The following is a 14,446-nucleotide window of genomic DNA, read 5'->3' as shown; positions in this document are numbered from 1 at the left end:
GGGCCGCCCGAGTGATGCTCCAGGCCGGTGGACAGGCCGCGCAGGACCTGGACAGCCAGATGTTCCTGCACGACGGCCCGGAGAAGGAGCGGTTCCTCGCGGATCCGCTCATCACCCACGAGAAGCTGCCCGCGCGCTCCGCCAAGGCGTTCATCGCCCCCTTAAACCGCCCAACCCCAGCGCATCATCAGTACCGCGAGCGGCTGTTGTCTTTGACCTGCGTATTGATCCAGGAACGGAACTCAGAGACCCGGGCATAGACACCAGGGAAGCCCGGCCTCGCGCAGCCCACGCCGAAGCTCGTGATTCCGTAGAGCACGTATCGGCCACCGACCTGAGCGACCAACGGCCCTCCGCTGTCCCCCTGGCAGCTATCCTTCCCCCCTGACATGTACCCAGCCCCGAGCATTACATTGGGATCGATGGTGATGCCTTCTTTCTTGTACGCAGTCTTCAGGGTCTCAGAGTTCACGGTGGGAACCCACACCTGCATCAAGATGGAGGATGTATCGTATCCCCCCTCCCTGATAAGACCCCATCCTGCGGTCACCATCATCGTACCATCCGGGACATCCGCACCCACCGACGAGAGCCCCACAGGGCTGAGCGACGTTTCAGCCAACGGGGACTTCGCGACCAGGTTGGGGCGCATGACAACACTGCTCTTGCCGCACGAAGCACCGCTCACCGAGAACGAATCCTCCGGGAGACACACAGGCTGTACCGTGGAGGTGAACTTGATGGGCTTGTCGAGCACGACAACCGCGACATCGTTCGCCGTCGTATCCGGGTTGTACTCTGGATGGTAGACAGTCTTTCTCGCGACGACAGCCTGCTGCGAGGACGACGGGCGATTGAAATCATGAGCCCCAGCGACGACAGTCAATCCGGATGTTCCGTCGTAGACGCAATGGGCAGCCGTGACCACGATATCGCTCTCCTCCTTGTTGCCAACCCTGATGAGAGAACCACCGCAGAAGTGATCGTTGTATTGCTGCAGGCTGACAATCCACGGATGACTCCCAGGACGTGCCTCGACCCCTCCCACAATCGCCTGGTCCATGCGACCCGTCGCTTCGACGTCCTGCCTCTCCAGCTCCGGACCACCACATCCCAACAGACTGACCGCGACAATCACTCCACTCACGAAGCGCAATGCGCCCTCCTTGCTCATGAGACACATGCCAACAGCAAGCCACATGCCATGCCTCAACCAAAGGAATCCCTAGCGCATTCGACTCACGGCGCGCCGTTGACACGTCAGCGAGCTCTCGCAGAGATGGGATGACGCGTCAGCCGTCCCCCTCTCTGCCAACGTGAGTGAGACAGTTCGTACCCAGCAGTTTAGTGCGCAGGGCGACCCAGGCAGGAACGATGAGCCTGCCCCGGCTCCGTGGACACCCGAGATGTGGTGGAAAGGGTGTCCGATGTCGGCAAGTGACGCGAGCTACTACGCGTGGGCCAGCCGGCCGGAGTCCGCGCGCGAGGCGAAAGACGATTCGTTGACGAAGGTCGTCGCCACCGTCCACGAGGCGAGTCGACGCCGCTACGGCAGCCCGCGCGTGTTCCAGGAGTTGAAGGCCCGAGGCTCCCGCCTCAGCAGGAAGCGGGTGGCCCGTCTGATGCGGCAGAAGCGGCTGCGCGCCCGGCCTCGACGCCGCTTCGTGAAAACGACGGACTCGGCTCATCCGCACCCCATCGCCCCCAACGTGCTTGCGCGCGACTTCTTCGCCGACAAGCCCAACAGCAAATGGGTGGGCGATATCACCTATGTCTGGACGGCAGAGGGATGGCTGTACCTGGCCGTCGTGCTGGACCTCTTCAGCCGCAAGGTGGTGGGCTGGGCGATGAGCGACCCCATCGACCGTCAGCTCGTGCTGGCCGCACTGAGCATGGCACTGCTCAACCGCCCCGCGCAGGACCTCCACCACTCGGACCGAGGCAGCCAGGGTGGATTCAACGGGTCGTCGCAACACTCGACGTTGAGGAGTTGCGATGGGGAACAACAAGAGTCGACGGGCTGACCGTGCTGGACGCCCGCCTATGTCGTCGCCTGGGCGTCCGCCGGTGGGACGGCGTGAGCACCGACAATGATTCTGGGAAGCAATCGCCCGCGGACTTTCGAGCGAAGATGCTGGAAGGGTGGCCGGCGTATCTCCAGTGGTGGGATGCAGGTGGTTCCGAGAGAGTGGAGGCATGCCGTCACGAAGTCTGGCCCCGTTGTCGGGGCGGTACCTGTCGTTTGCCGAGCGAGAAGAAGTCGCGATTTTGCACGCCCAGCACGTTGGGATTCGCGCGATAGCTCGCCGGCTCCGTCGTTCACCCTCGACCATCTCGAGGGAGTTGCGTCGTAATGCGGCAACTCGTGGCGGTGCCCTGGAGTATCGCGCTACGACCGCCCAGTGGCACGCGGACCGACGTGCACAACGCCCAAAGGTCGCGAAGCTGGCCGCGAACGGCGCGCTGCGAAGGTACGTGCAGGAGCGACTGGCCGGAGTACTTACCGCTACTGACGGGACGGCAGTGCCCGGCCCAGAAGTGCGATGGAAGGGGCGGCGCCACGGGCCACGAAAAGACCGACGTTGGGCGACCGCCTGGAGTCCAGAGCAGATTGCCAACAGGCTTCGAGTGGACTTCCCCGTGGATGCGTCGATGAGGGTCTCCCACGAGGCCATCTACCAGGCTCTCTACGTACAAAACCGCGGCGCACTGCGACGGCAGGACATGGTTCCGAAGCGGTCCGAGGTGCCATCACCTCCTCGCTCACAACGTTGCCGGAGCGGATGCGCCGGACACTCACGTGGGACCAAGGGGCCGAGATGGCTCAGCATGCCCTCCTGCGCGCCGACACGGGCTTGGCCATCTACTTCTGTGACCCGCACAGTCCATGGCAGCGAGGCACGAACGAGAACACCAACGGACTGCTCCGTCAGTACTTCCCGAAAGGGACGGACCTGTCCCGCTACTCTCGTGCGGAGTTGGCCACTGTCGCCCTTGCCCTCAACAGCCGGCCACGCAAGACGCTTGGCTGGAAAACACCTGCCGAGGCTCTCAGTTCTTATCTATACTTACTTCAACCAAACGGCGTTGCGACGACCGCTTGAATCCGAGCAGTACGCGAGCGATGACTACCGCGAGCTGCTGAAGCAGCAGGGCATTACGTGCAGCATGTCAAGGAAGGAGTGGCCCAAGACCCTGCGCCCCCGTGTCCCGCCCATTCTGTTCGCCCCGTGGCGGCTGGGCGTGAAGTGGGCCCTGAACTTCCCCAAGCTGCGCAAGGTGCTCGAAGAGGACGTGTACCCGCACTTCCCGCGCAGGTGAGGCGGGTGTGAGCGCCCCGCCTCACCTCGCTTCGCGCGCAACGCCTCGACGAGGGGCTGAGAAGGCACCACAGCGTTGCCGCCCGCGGCACGACGGCCAGCCAGCCATTGGACCAGGCCATCCAAACAAAGACAGCCGATCTAAGTACCATCCCTGATGGGCTTTTCTGAAAATTTCCAAACAAACAACATACAACAACACCAGCGCATGAGCGGACACTCCCAGGCACAATTCCTATTTACTCCCAGTGAAGTTCGGGATTATAGGATGTGCCGGTGCTTCGGCACCTAAACAAAGGGGTGATGCTCACGTGAGAATCAAATTCGCGCATCTGGTGTTCGTCGCTCTCCTATCAGCGTCTTCGTCCGCTCTCGCGCAAGTCGAGACCCGATGCTTCAACGACGACCAGATCATCAATCCAGTCGACGCCCAGGGCCGCAACGCCTGGGCGCGAAAGTGCGGCTATATCGATACCCGGCGTGAAGCGGGCTACAACTCATTTGGCGACTACGTCATCTTTGCCAATGGTTGCCACATGTACCCCAATCACCCGACCGGGACTGCATGTACCTTCCGCGTCCCTCTCACCGAGTCGGCGCCTTGCCTCACCTTCACGCCAGCGCTCCTCGGAACCTGCGTGGTGGGATGCTATACCGCCCGCGAAGAGCTTCGGTTCGACGATAGGTATTGGCCCATTGAGGATGCACCCCAAGGGGGCGTCACGTCCGTTACGGCCCTCACCCAGAATGCAACCCTATTGCGGCCGGAGTTCGCCGAGCAGCCCATCCAATCCTATGTGGCGGGCGACACCGTGGAAGACATCTTCGTCCTCCAGACGGCGGATGGCCACAAGGTGGAGGTAACGTCCGAACACCCCATGGTGAACGGCGATGGCGTCATGGTCCGCGCCAACACGCTCAAGGTGGGCGACACCCTGCTCCGGGTCGACGGCCGCAAGGTCGATCTGACCCAGGTGTCTGTCTTCCGCTACACGGGCAAGGTCTGGAACGTCAAGCCCCAGAGCAAGGTCAAGATGGAGAACGTTCTGGACGTGGAGGGGCTGATGACCGGCTCCGTCCGTTTCCAGAATGAGTGGGCCAATGACTACTTCCGGTTGACGGTTCGCGAAGCGCTCGACGTCGACGGACTCTGACCCATTCCCTTCTCATCGCATGCTGTCCGCCGTCAGCGCCGCCTGACGGCGAGACGGTTGCATGCATGCGTTCCGCGCCGGCGTGGCGCACGCCACCCGGCGCATTTCCTGGAGTACACCTGTGCCTCAGACGCTCTTCCCTTCCTGCATGACTCGCGGATTGCGTGTCACCCTGGTGGTAGCCCCGCTCTTCATGAATGTGGTGGGCTGCGATAGCGATAGGAACGCCCTCGTCCCGATCCAGGATTCAGGGGGCAGCATCGTCCTGCCTGGCGACATTCCAACGGACGTTCAGGAGTACCACTACGCCTTCAACCTCGGCACGCGCGAGGCGCACTCCAAGCTCAATCTCAACGTCGCGCCCCCGGGCGGGGATTGCGTCACCCTGCATGCCCCCACGGGAATCAGCGACCTCCGCTGGAACGGGGCAGCGCCCGTCGATGCCGAGCAGGATGGCGGCTCGCTCCGCATCTGTGGCCCCTCGCTTTATGCGGGACAAATCATTCTCGAAGGCCGATTCCTCGTCCCGGAGCAAACCTACGACTTCACACCGGTAGGCTTCACCCGGACGCAAGCTCGCGACAACACGGTGTTCTCGTACCTGCTGGGCTGGGTCGAGCAGTGTGATCGTTTCGGGTTGTGCGACGACTCCCCCGCGAGCCAGGCGAGATTCGTGCTCGACGTGACCCACGCCCGCGGCGAGCTCACGCTGTGCCCGGGACAACGGACGCAGGTGAGCCAAACCCATACGCGGTGTGAGCTCTTACAGACGCCGGCGCCCACCTACTCGGCCTTCGCCATCGCCTCGAACCCTGGTTGGAACCGCACCGAGTGGCTCAATGTCGATGGAACGAAGCTCATCTTCTTCGAAACCCAGAGTGGGCGGCTCGCCCGGTCACTCTCCAAGCCGGAAATGACCGACTTTCTGAGGTGGGCCAAGAATCTCCTGGGACCGCTTCCGTATGGCCAGGAGCTGCGCATCGCAGGCGCGCCGACGCATTGGCTGGGAATGGAACACCCCGCCAACATCATTCTGCGTGACACCCTGCCCGACCTCCCCAACAGGGAGTACGCAAACATGACGCGTCACGTCCTCATGCATGAGATCATCCATCAGTGGGCGGGCAACCGCATCACCATGGCGCATGCCACGGACTTCTCCTGGAAGGAAGGCATCGCCGAGTACCTCACCTACGTCTACGAGCTGTCGAAGTGGCCTGCGGATGCCGCCAAGACACGCGCGCACTGGGATCGCCTGGCGCGCACCGCGATGTACTACCCGGGGACGTCTGACAATCCGGTGCCGTTCCTGACGTTCGCGGGAGAGACGTATGGCACCGGCTCCATGATCTTCTTCGTTCAGCTCGAGGACCTGCTGCCAGGCGGTCAGGAGACCATCGTCCGCGCCATCACGGACTTCTTGTCCGGGCCCCCCCGTGCACGCAGCGTGGCAGAGCTGCAAGGCGCGCTGGAGCAGGCCTCCGGAGAAGACCTGGGCGACTACTTCCAGGCCTGGGTCTACGGAACGGGAGACGCCGATTGGCCCACCTTCCAGACGGATGCAGTTCGAGCCAACGGAGAGCTGAGCCTGACCGTGACGCAGTCCGCCCTGCAACCTGGGAAGCTCTACCCGGCGAAGGTGGTGATCCGGCTGAAGGGCGACACCCAGGAGCTGGACGTGCCCATCGACTTTGGTCTGCACCCCACGACGGGCACCATCACCGTGTCCGTGCCGTTCGAGGAAGACGTCAAATCGATTGGCGTCGACCCTGAGAACCGGGTCGTGAGCTGGAACGCCAATGCCAGCCTGTCTCCCCTTGAAGCCCCCCCTCAACACTGGATCTTCTAGGCCATCCGAGGAGCCTTCATGCAAAGCAATGCTCAGCCCCACCGCAAGGCGTTTGCTGGCCGATGGGCGGCGCCCGCCGTGGCTCTCGTCATCCTTTCCGCGGCAGCGCTCTACACCGCGCTGATGCGAGGACGGCCAGGAACACCGCCTCCCGATGATGGCATGCCGCCGCGCCCCGGCGCCTCCAGCGGCGCCCTGGCCGGGGAGCCGGCTCGAATCACCGCCAAGGCCACGGTGCCCACCAGCGCGCCGCCAGGCCGCGAGCTGCGTCCCCTCACGCGACCGCTTCCAGGTGAGGCGGCGCCACCACCTGCGCCCGATACCGGTATCGAGGAGACGCGCCGGGATGCCATCCAGAAGGCCGCGCGCAGCTATCGGGAGGGCCGCTTCAACGTCTTCTTCCGAGAGGAAGCCTTCATCCAGGAGCTGGCGAATCACGGGGTGGAAAATGTCGCGGCGCTACAGGACGCGCTCGCCGACACCCGCAGCCTCTCCGCGCTTCCTGATGACACCCGTTTCACCGAGCAACGTCCGGAGACAGTGCTGGATCGCATGGCCATGATCGATCTGCTCCACACGCTCGCACCGGAGGACGACTCGGCCCGTGCGGCAATGCTTGCCCTCGCGACCTCGCCCATCGACCCTTCCTTGTCGGACGTCGCCAAGAAGGGGCTCGTGGGTGAGAAGTACGACCTCTTCTTCAAACTGGCCCAGATCGACCGGCAGGCCGCGGTCGACGCCTTCGGGCGGCTGGACAACCCGAAGCTTCGAAGCCTGCTACGCGAAGCGCTGCTCGCGGGGCTTCATGAGTCGGGCGCTTCGTATGAAGAGGTCCAGCGACTGACGCGGCACCTCTGAGCAGGACCGGTTACGAGCGTTGTCCGCTCGCGCAGCAGCCGCCCGTTGTGTCCGGGCGGCATCCCCACTCAGGCCAGGTGGTGTCTTCCGTCTCGGACGGCACGCCCTTCGTGTGTCCTGGCCTCGAGCCGTAGCAGAGCAGTCCCCACCTGAAGCAAGGGAGAACATCGTGACGACAAACTGGACTCGCAGTCTGGCGGGAGTGTGCCTCGTTGCCCTCGGTTCCGCGTGCGGTGAGTTGCCCGACGCGGGGAGCCCGGGCTCCGCGGATGTGTCGGAAATGGGGCAGGCGAACATGGAGCTGGGCAATGGCTCCGCCATCATCCGGGGACGGCTCGGGGCCATCTCCGCACCGCAGTCCCTCTCCGGGCTGCGCGGCCAGGACCTCACCCTCGCCGCGGACCAGGCGCTCAAGCCCGTGCTCGGAGGCGTTGCCTCGCGGTTCGGACTGAGCCCCAAGGAGCTACGCGTCCGCTCCGCTCGCGTGGATGAGGTGGGGCTGACTCACGTCAGGTATGACCAGGTGCGCGAGGGACTGCGCGTGGTGGGTGGAGAGCTCATCGTCCACGTCGACACGTCCGGCCAGATCTTCGCGGTGAACGGCTCCGCCAGGGGCGCCCAGGCTCCGAGCTCGCTTTCGCGCGTCTCTCCCGACGCGGCGATGGCGGCGGCCGTCAATGGATTGCCTGACATGAAGTCGATGGGAACCACCCAGTTGGTGTACTTCCTGGATGCCCAGGGCTCACTCTTCCTGGCCTACGAGCTCGTCCGCGAGGGCGAGCGTGACGACGCCCCCGCGCGCGACACCGTCTATGTGGACGCCGCAACGGGGAGCGTCCTGGACGTTCATCCGCAGTACCACGCCGCGCAGAACCGGCGGATCCACTCGGCGGGCAACGGCAGCAACCTCCCCGGTACGCTGCGACGCCAGGAGGGCGGCGCCGCCACCGGTGATGGCCACATCGACGACAACTACGACCACGTCGGCACCACGTACCGCTGCTACTCGACCATCTTCGGGCGGGATTCCTTCGATGACGCTGGCGCGACCATCACCAGCACCGTCCACTACGGCAGCCGCTACGTCAACGCCTTCTGGGATGGCCGGCAGATCGTCTTCGGCGACGGGGACAACTTCAACTCGGGCGAGCTGGGGCGCGATCTGGACGTCGTCTCCCACGAGTTCACGCACGCGGTCACGCAGTACGACTCCGGGCTCGTGTACCGCAATGAGTCCGGCGCCCTCAACGAGAGCCTGTCCGACATCGCCGCGGCCATCTGCGAGAGCTGGGCGCGCGGCACCGTGGACGCGGACGTCTGGAAGATTGGCGAGGACATCTGGACCCCGGGCACGTCGGGCGACGCCCTCCGCTACATGGACAACCCCACCCGGGATGGCTCCTCCCGGGACTTCTACCCAGAGCGCTACGTCGGGACTGCCGACAACGGCGGCGTGCACTGGAACTCCGGCATCCCCAATCTCGCGTTCAAGCTGCTCGTGACGGGCGGCACGCACCCTCGGAGCAAGACGTCCATCAACGTGTCAGGCGTGGGGATGAACCGCGCAGCGCAGACCTTCTACTACGCGAACCAGTTCTACTTCACGGCCAACACCACCATGGCCCAGGCCCGAGCCCTGACCATCCAGGCCGCCGCGGACCGCTACCCCACTGACACGGTCAACGCCGTGCGCGATGCCTGGAGCGCCGTGGGCGTGCAGTGAGCGCCGCGCCCCATCATTCCCAGAGGCCGAACAAAGGACCGACCATGAAAAAGAACCTTCTGATTGCGATTGCAGTCACCGCCGCAGCCTTGTCCAGCACCGCCTTCGCACAGCTCGAAACCCGCTGCTTCCAGGACGACCAGCTCCTCACGCGGGAACTGGCAGCCGGGCGCAACGCGTGGGCTCGCAAGTGCGGCCTCATCACCGCCGAGCGAGAGGTCTACCTGAACGAGTACGCCGAGTATCAGGTGTTCACCAACGGCTGCTACTCGTACCCGGCCGTCCCGGCGGGCTCGTCGTGCAGGTTCCACGTCCCCGCCAACGAATCCGCCAACTGCATCGCCGGGCTGACGCGACTGGGGACGTGCGTGGCGGGGTGCTTCACGCCCTCGCAGCGCGTGGACTTCGGTGGCCGGCAACTCCCGGTGCCCGACGCCTACGCCGCGGGCACGACGCACGTGACGGCGCTTACCGCGGACGCGCAGCTCGGCGCGCTGACCTTCGGGGACCAGGCCATCCGCTCGTTCGTGGCGGGAGACACGCAGGAGGACATCTTCCTGTTGCAGTCCTCGGACGGCCGCAACCTCGAAGTGACGTCCGAGCACCCGATGCTCCTCGCCGACGGCACCATGGTGAAGGCCCATACCCTCCAGGAGGGAGACATGCTCCTGGGCTCGAACGGCCTCACCCTCTTCCTGTCTCGCGTTACCGTCTTCAACTTCAAGGGCCAGGTGTGGAACGTGCGGCCCGCGAGCCTCAACAAGACCGAGAACGTGATGAGCGCGGAAGGCTTCCTGACGGGGTCCGTGCGCTTCCAGAATGAGTGGGCGGCGGACGCCTATCGTCTGTCCATCCGCGAGGACGTGGACGTCAGCGGTCTATAGGCCGAGTGTCCCGGCCGGCCCACGCAACGCATCCGTGGGCCGGCCGGGACGTGTCCTCAGCCTACAGCGGAATCTCCGGCACTGGACAGATCTTCCCAACGCAAGGCCGCCCACAATCGCTCGGGCAACTCCAGCGGTCTTCGCCCAAGCCACAGATGCCATCGCCACAGAAGCTTCCGCAGTCCAGGTAGCATGTATAGGCGTCCTCACCGCCATTGCAGACGCCATCTCCGCAGAGGGTGCCGCAGTCGGCGGGACAGGTAGAGGGGGTCTCGTTGTTGTTGCAGACGCCATTTCCACACTGCGCGGGACAGCCACAATCCATCGGGCAGCGGTCAACGCTCTCGTCGCCGCTGCAGATGCCGTCTCCGCACTGGCAGTCCGCCGGACACGTTGCTTCATTCTCCCAGAGGCCACACCAACCATTCCCGCAGTACTCCGCAACTCCACAATCCTCGGGACACGTGAGGAAGTCTTCCCCCACGCCGCAGATGAAGTCCCCGCAGACGCCCAGCTCAACAGGCCATTTCACGAGGCCCGGCCCCTGAGCCGTCTCGCCGGCGGCTTGCGCGTGAGGGTCCGGCGGACCGCAGGCCTGCCCAGCCTCAGCTCGCGCTAGCGTCAGCGCCTCCGCGTAGCAGGTCCCGATCTTGATGAGGCCAGCGACACAGGGAGAGAACGCCGAAGCCGGGACGAAGTTCGCGCAGTTTGAATTGCGGCCCGCGCAAGGATATTTGAAGCACCCGTTGCTGAAGATTTGATAGGAGCTCATGGAGTTCAGCATCGATTCGCGCGCGGCGTCGATGTATCCGCATTTGCGAGCCCATGCATTCCTGCCAACCACCTGATCCGGCAGAAGCTTGTCATCGTCTCCACAGCGTGTGGCGACCTGCGCATCGGTCCTGATGGGTATGAAGATCAGGATGCCCATCAACACCCATATCGTTCTCTTCATCGTCTCCTCCTCGAGGCACGTCGAAGCGGATTCACGATGGGCGAACACAACCATCACTTCAAGAAAACGATTGCATTCTCAGGCGTCGCCGAAGGCTTGCTGAATGACTGCGTCGACGATCTTGGCGGAGCACAGCACCGCGGGCAGTCCTGCTCCGAGGTGCGTCCCCGCCCCGACCAGGTAGAGGTGGTCGACGTCTTCGCTCCGCGCTTGCGCCCGGAGGAACGTGGTCTGCATCAACGTGGGCGCGAAGCTGAAAGCCGCCCCTCTGAACGAGCGCAGCTCGTCGCGGAAGTACTCGGGCGTCACCATCCGGGATGTCGCCAACTGCGCGCGCAAGCCCGGCAGCACGGTCCGACGCATAAGAGAGATGGGGGCCCTGTTGAGGGGGAGGGAGGGTGCAGAGGGGCCAACCTCGCACATCCCGTGGGCATGCCCAGGTGCTCCAGAATTGCCCGCACCCCGGGGGCCCCCTTCACGTACGCCAAGACCCTTAAGCATGCCTCCACACCTCACGCAGGCGAACACCTCGAAGTCGAACGTCCTCCTGAGCAACTCTGCCCGCCAGGACATCCAGGCCACGCCCGCCATCTCCCTGCGGCCCAGGCCTGGCGTCTGGGTCACGGCCACCCGGCGCTGAGGCTCAATCGTTGCAGCAGACACGGTAGGCGCCCTGATAGGGCGGCCCGTCCGTCGCCATGCAGTCATCGCCAATGGACTTCACGCCGCCACGCTCCGCACAGAACCGCGGCGCCTGCTGACGCGACATCGCACAGGCCTCCTCCCGCGAGTTGTACGTCCCCCGAGCCTCGACGTAGGGGCATGGCTTCGCCGGCGGCTGTGCCGGAACCTGCTCCGATGGCTGTTCAGACGCCGACGGCTGTGCCAGAGCCTGCTCAGGCGGCTGCGCAGACACCGGCGCCGACGTCGGCTCGGGCTTGACCTCGGGGGCGACGCTTCCGCACGCCATCATCAGCAGTCCCACGGCCACGCCCCCGAATACCCTGATGCCCAGCTTCATGTGCCAGCCCTCCCTGTGCTCACGGTGGTGGAAACGTCGGAGCATACACGGGATTCATCGCCGGTCCTGTGCTCCTGGAAACGCTGGTGCCCAGTATCCGTGCGCATGAGTGCGGCTTGGCAGCCCCGTCCGCCCGAATGCAAGACAAGCAGGCCCGGTGTGCTTCGCGCCATTCGAGTTGCATCCCCCTACCCTGTCCGGAACATCGCTCGCGGGGTAAGCGAAGACACCGTGGAACCTCGTGAGGTTTGCCCGAGGCGAGGCGGAGGCACCAGGGACGCCAAGCGACGCAGCAACTCCAACCCGGTGAAGAGCAGGTGCGTGGTGCCGTCCGGCTGCGAGTGCTTCATCCGCTAGGCGATGCGGCCGTCCTCCACTCGTCCGTGAGCGGGCAGGGGCACAGACCGGCCAGGCCGCTGCACTGCGCTCTCCCGCTGCCACTTCCCAGCACCCTGCCGGTCCGTAACGAGCCCGGCCTCCATCATCCACCGCCCACAGCAACACCAAGAGGCCTGCATGTGGTGGCCCCGCAGGTGCGGGGTGCTCCTGCTGTCGATACTGCCGATGACGAGAGCGGCCACGGAACCGCCCGTCCCCGAGGCCCCCCCCTGGCGGCCTCATGCAGCGGAAGTGACGGGGGCTGATTTCAGCAGAGACATGTCGAGATGCACGGTGCAGCGCTGCAACCACGCCTCCGACAGGGCATGGAGGGCGGCGCCAACAGTCCCTCCTTCCCGTCGGGCGACGCGTGTAGCGGCCCAGCACTCCCCCCGCGCTGCCACTGCGCCTCGTGCGTGGAACCACCACGTCCACAGCCCCCGCTGTCGTCACCAACGTGCGCAGGTAGTTGCCATTGCGCACGCCCACGCGCCCCACCATCGGCTGGTCGGATTGCACCGCTTCGTGCGCGGGGGGACTCACTTATCGGGACCCGATCGCGCCACGAGGCTGGCCTCGCGAGTAGGTTGTGTGCGTTGGTACTCCTAGACCCAAGCTCCGAGACAGACATGCACCGAAGTCCTGGCTCCATCCTCCCGTCCCGGGGGGCCTCTCCGCGTCCTTTCCTCCCCGTCAACGTCCTGCTGGTGTCCGTACTGCTGGCCCTTGGCTCCGGCTGTGGCGACTCCGAACCCGACAAGACGAACGACTGTCCGAACCCGTCCGTCGGCTGCGGCCAGCAAGACTCCGGGACGCCCGACGCGGGCGCCCCCGACGCCGGCAATCCGGACGCGGGCATCCCCGACGCGGGCGACCCCGACGCCGGCAATCCGGACGCGGGGCATCCCGACGCTTGCAACCCCGACGCGGGCAATCCTGATGGCGGAGGCCCCCTGCCCACCGTCCCCACCCTCATCGAAAGCTCGCAGTCCGCCCACCAGGTATCGGCCGGGCAGACGGTCACCTTCCACGTCACCGGAAGGGATGACCTGGCGTGCCCGCTTCAGTTCTCCTGGGACGCCAGCTCGGGCACCCTGGGGAGTCCGGAGACCTCCGCCGCGACGAGTGATGTGACGTGGACAGCTCCGCACTGCGTGCTCTGGAGCTCCGAGGTCACCATCACCCTGACCGTCACGAACAACGCCCGGCTCTCCACCTCCAAGTCCTTCACGGTGTCCGCCCCGCGATGCCCGGGCCCCGTGGTCTCGGGTGGTGTCTCACACTCGCTGGCCATTCGTGGCAATGGCACCCTATGGAGCTGGGGGCACAACTCCTTCGGCCAGCTCGGCGATGAGACGAACGCCACGCGCCACGCCCCTGTGCAGGTGCCGGGGTTGACCGACGCTACGGCCGTGGCAGGGGGCCACGCCCACTCGCTGGCCTCACGCGCCGACGGCACCGTCTGGGCCTGGGGGCTCAACGGCGGCGCGCTCGGTGATGGGACGACCTCCACCCAGTACGCCCCTGTGCAGGTATCCGGGTTGACCGGCGCCATCTCCGTTGCCGCGGGCTCCAGCTTCTCGCTGGCCCTGGACGCCGACGGCACCGTCTGGGCCTGGGGGATGAACGGGAGCGGCGAGCTCGGCGACGGGACGACCACCGATCGCCTGACCCCGGTGCGGGTGTCTGGCTTGAGCAACATCACCGCGCTCGCCGCGGGCACCGGCCATTCACTGGCCCTCGGCGCCGACGGCACCGTCTGGGCCTGGGGACTCAACTTCCATGGCGAGCTCGGCGACGGAACGACCGTCAGCCGCCCCCTCCCCGTGCAGGTGCCCGGGCTGACCGGCGTCATCGCCGTGGCCGCGGGCATGTACCATTCGGTGGCCTTGCGCAACGACGGCACCGTCTGGGCCTGGGGGTGGAACCTGAAAGGTGAGCTCGGTGATGGGACGACCACCCAGCGAGAGAGCCCCGTGCAGGTGCCCGGAGTCACAGGTGCCATCGCCGTGGCCGCGGGTGGCTACCATTCGCTGGCCCTGCTGAGCGACAACACCCTCCGGGCCTGGGGCAAGAACGAAGATCGCCAACTCGGCGACGGGACGAATACCGACCGACATACCGCCGTGCAGGTCTCCGGGCTGACCGGCGTCACGTCCGTCTTCGCGGGCGGCGGCCATTCACTCATCCTGCGTAACGACCAGGCAGTGTGGGCCTTTGGCTCCGATGTTTCCGGCCAGCTCGGAGACGGGAACACGCCGTCCGGCCACGGTCCCGTCCAGGTCTCCCTACCGTGACACCGTG

12 protein-coding genes and 3 pseudogenes are annotated in these 14,446 nt (G+C 65.4%); 10 read left to right on the top strand and 5 right to left on the bottom strand.

Translation table 11 applies throughout. From position 1 onward, the window contains the following. Nucleotides 1-187: 187 nt before the first annotated feature. Nucleotides 188-1,213, bottom strand: coding sequence for a serine protease (locus FMQ63_RS17295; protein ID WP_011555395.1), 1,026 nt, complete (start codon nucleotides 1,211-1,213; stop codon nucleotides 188-190). A 223-nt stretch (nucleotides 1,214-1,436) separates the two neighbouring features. Here FMQ63_RS17295 and FMQ63_RS17290 point away from each other — a divergent pair. From FMQ63_RS17290 to FMQ63_RS17255, 8 genes and pseudogenes are all read left to right on the top strand, one after another. Further along, nucleotides 1,437-1,949: pseudogene (locus tag FMQ63_RS17290) on the top strand (IS3 family transposase); the annotation flags it as partial. Nucleotides 1,950-2,106: 157 nt separating this feature from the next. Continuing rightward, a pseudogene (locus FMQ63_RS17285) lies at nucleotides 2,107-3,104 on the top strand (IS30 family transposase). Then, nucleotides 3,088-3,321, top strand: coding sequence for a hypothetical protein (locus FMQ63_RS17280; protein WP_020477827.1), 234 nt, complete (start codon nucleotides 3,088-3,090; stop codon nucleotides 3,319-3,321). The pseudogene FMQ63_RS17285 and the gene FMQ63_RS17280 overlap by 17 nt, the downstream one beginning before the upstream one ends. A gap of 310 nt (nucleotides 3,322-3,631) precedes the next feature. After that, nucleotides 3,632-4,474 carry a Hint domain-containing protein gene (locus FMQ63_RS17275; protein WP_225909441.1) on the top strand — a complete coding sequence of 281 codons (843 nt, stop codon included), beginning with the start codon at nucleotides 3,632-3,634 and terminating at the stop codon, nucleotides 4,472-4,474. A gap of 148 nt (nucleotides 4,475-4,622) precedes the next feature. Further along, entirely contained in the window at nucleotides 4,623-6,323 is a 1,701-nt protein-coding gene (locus tag FMQ63_RS17270) for a M1 family aminopeptidase (protein ID WP_228556443.1), read from the top strand. An 18-nt stretch (nucleotides 6,324-6,341) separates the two neighbouring features. Next, nucleotides 6,342-7,181 (top strand): hypothetical protein, encoded by an 840-nt coding sequence (locus FMQ63_RS17265; protein ID WP_011555399.1) that lies wholly within the window; start codon nucleotides 6,342-6,344, stop codon nucleotides 7,179-7,181. 169 nt (nucleotides 7,182-7,350) lie between these two features. Continuing rightward, entirely contained in the window at nucleotides 7,351-8,904 is a 1,554-nt protein-coding gene (locus FMQ63_RS17260; protein ID WP_100248067.1) for a M4 family metallopeptidase, read from the top strand. Nucleotides 8,905-8,948: 44 nt separating this feature from the next. Further along, nucleotides 8,949-9,788: a hypothetical protein gene (locus FMQ63_RS17255; protein ID WP_225909442.1), complete on the top strand. Its 840-nt coding sequence runs from the start codon at nucleotides 8,949-8,951 to the stop codon at nucleotides 9,786-9,788. Between the two features lie 61 nt (nucleotides 9,789-9,849). On the opposite strand, the gene FMQ63_RS17250 is transcribed toward FMQ63_RS17255, so the two are convergent. Together FMQ63_RS17250 and FMQ63_RS17245 are read right to left on the bottom strand one after the other, a co-directional pair. Then, complete coding sequence (locus FMQ63_RS17250) at nucleotides 9,850-10,743, bottom strand: hypothetical protein (RefSeq protein ID WP_141276668.1); 894 nt, start codon at nucleotides 10,741-10,743, stop codon at nucleotides 9,850-9,852. A 78-nt stretch (nucleotides 10,744-10,821) separates the two neighbouring features. Beyond that, nucleotides 10,822-11,106, bottom strand: coding sequence for a hypothetical protein (locus FMQ63_RS17245; protein ID WP_225909443.1), 285 nt, complete (start codon nucleotides 11,104-11,106; stop codon nucleotides 10,822-10,824). A 136-nt stretch (nucleotides 11,107-11,242) separates the two neighbouring features. Here FMQ63_RS17245 and FMQ63_RS37460 point away from each other — a divergent pair, with 136 nt between their 5' ends. Further along, nucleotides 11,243-11,383 carry a hypothetical protein gene (locus FMQ63_RS37460; protein ID WP_020477834.1) on the top strand — a complete coding sequence of 47 codons (141 nt, stop codon included), beginning with the start codon at nucleotides 11,243-11,245 and terminating at the stop codon, nucleotides 11,381-11,383. Between the two features lie 3 nt (nucleotides 11,384-11,386). Here the strand turns inward: FMQ63_RS37460 and FMQ63_RS17240 are convergent, their stop codons facing one another. Together FMQ63_RS17240 and FMQ63_RS37995 are read right to left on the bottom strand one after the other, a co-directional pair. Then, nucleotides 11,387-11,764 (bottom strand): hypothetical protein, encoded by a 378-nt coding sequence (locus FMQ63_RS17240; protein WP_225909444.1) that lies wholly within the window; start codon nucleotides 11,762-11,764, stop codon nucleotides 11,387-11,389. A gap of 741 nt (nucleotides 11,765-12,505) precedes the next feature. Next, a pseudogene (locus FMQ63_RS37995) lies at nucleotides 12,506-12,634 on the bottom strand (transposase); the annotation flags it as partial. 137 nt (nucleotides 12,635-12,771) lie between these two features. Here FMQ63_RS37995 and FMQ63_RS17225 point away from each other — a divergent pair. Continuing rightward, nucleotides 12,772-14,439, top strand: coding sequence for a hypothetical protein (locus tag FMQ63_RS17225; RefSeq protein ID WP_020477836.1), 1,668 nt, complete (start codon nucleotides 12,772-12,774; stop codon nucleotides 14,437-14,439). Nucleotides 14,440-14,446: the final 7 nt, after the last annotated feature.

The sequence above is a fragment of the Myxococcus sp. CA005 genome, assembly GCF_006518205.1.
Classification (GTDB): Bacteria; Myxococcota; Myxococcia; order Myxococcales; family Myxococcaceae; genus Myxococcus; species Myxococcus xanthus.
Note: the sequence above shows the minus strand (reverse complement) of the source record. Positions and strands in the feature narration are given on the sequence as shown.

Excerpts from the sequence above, each read along its gene's own strand:
- FMQ63_RS17270 (WP_228556443.1), top strand. The coding sequence starts at position 4,623 with ATGACTCGCGGATTGCGTGTCACCCTGGTGGTAGCCCCGCTCTTCATG.
- FMQ63_RS17255 (WP_225909442.1), top strand. The coding sequence starts at position 8,949 with ATGAAAAAGAACCTTCTGATTGCGATTGCAGTCACCGCCGCAGCCTTG.
- FMQ63_RS17225 (WP_020477836.1), top strand. The coding sequence starts at position 12,772 with ATGCACCGAAGTCCTGGCTCCATCCTCCCGTCCCGGGGGGCCTCTCCG.
- FMQ63_RS37460 (WP_020477834.1), top strand. The coding sequence starts at position 11,243 with ATGCCTCCACACCTCACGCAGGCGAACACCTCGAAGTCGAACGTCCTC.
- FMQ63_RS17240 (WP_225909444.1), bottom strand. The coding sequence starts at position 11,764 with ATGAAGCTGGGCATCAGGGTATTCGGGGGCGTGGCCGTGGGACTGCTG.
- FMQ63_RS17250 (WP_141276668.1), bottom strand. The coding sequence starts at position 10,743 with ATGAAGAGAACGATATGGGTGTTGATGGGCATCCTGATCTTCATACCC.
- FMQ63_RS17245 (WP_225909443.1), bottom strand. The coding sequence starts at position 11,106 with ATGCGTCGGACCGTGCTGCCGGGCTTGCGCGCGCAGTTGGCGACATCC.
- FMQ63_RS17265 (WP_011555399.1), top strand. The coding sequence starts at position 6,342 with ATGCAAAGCAATGCTCAGCCCCACCGCAAGGCGTTTGCTGGCCGATGG.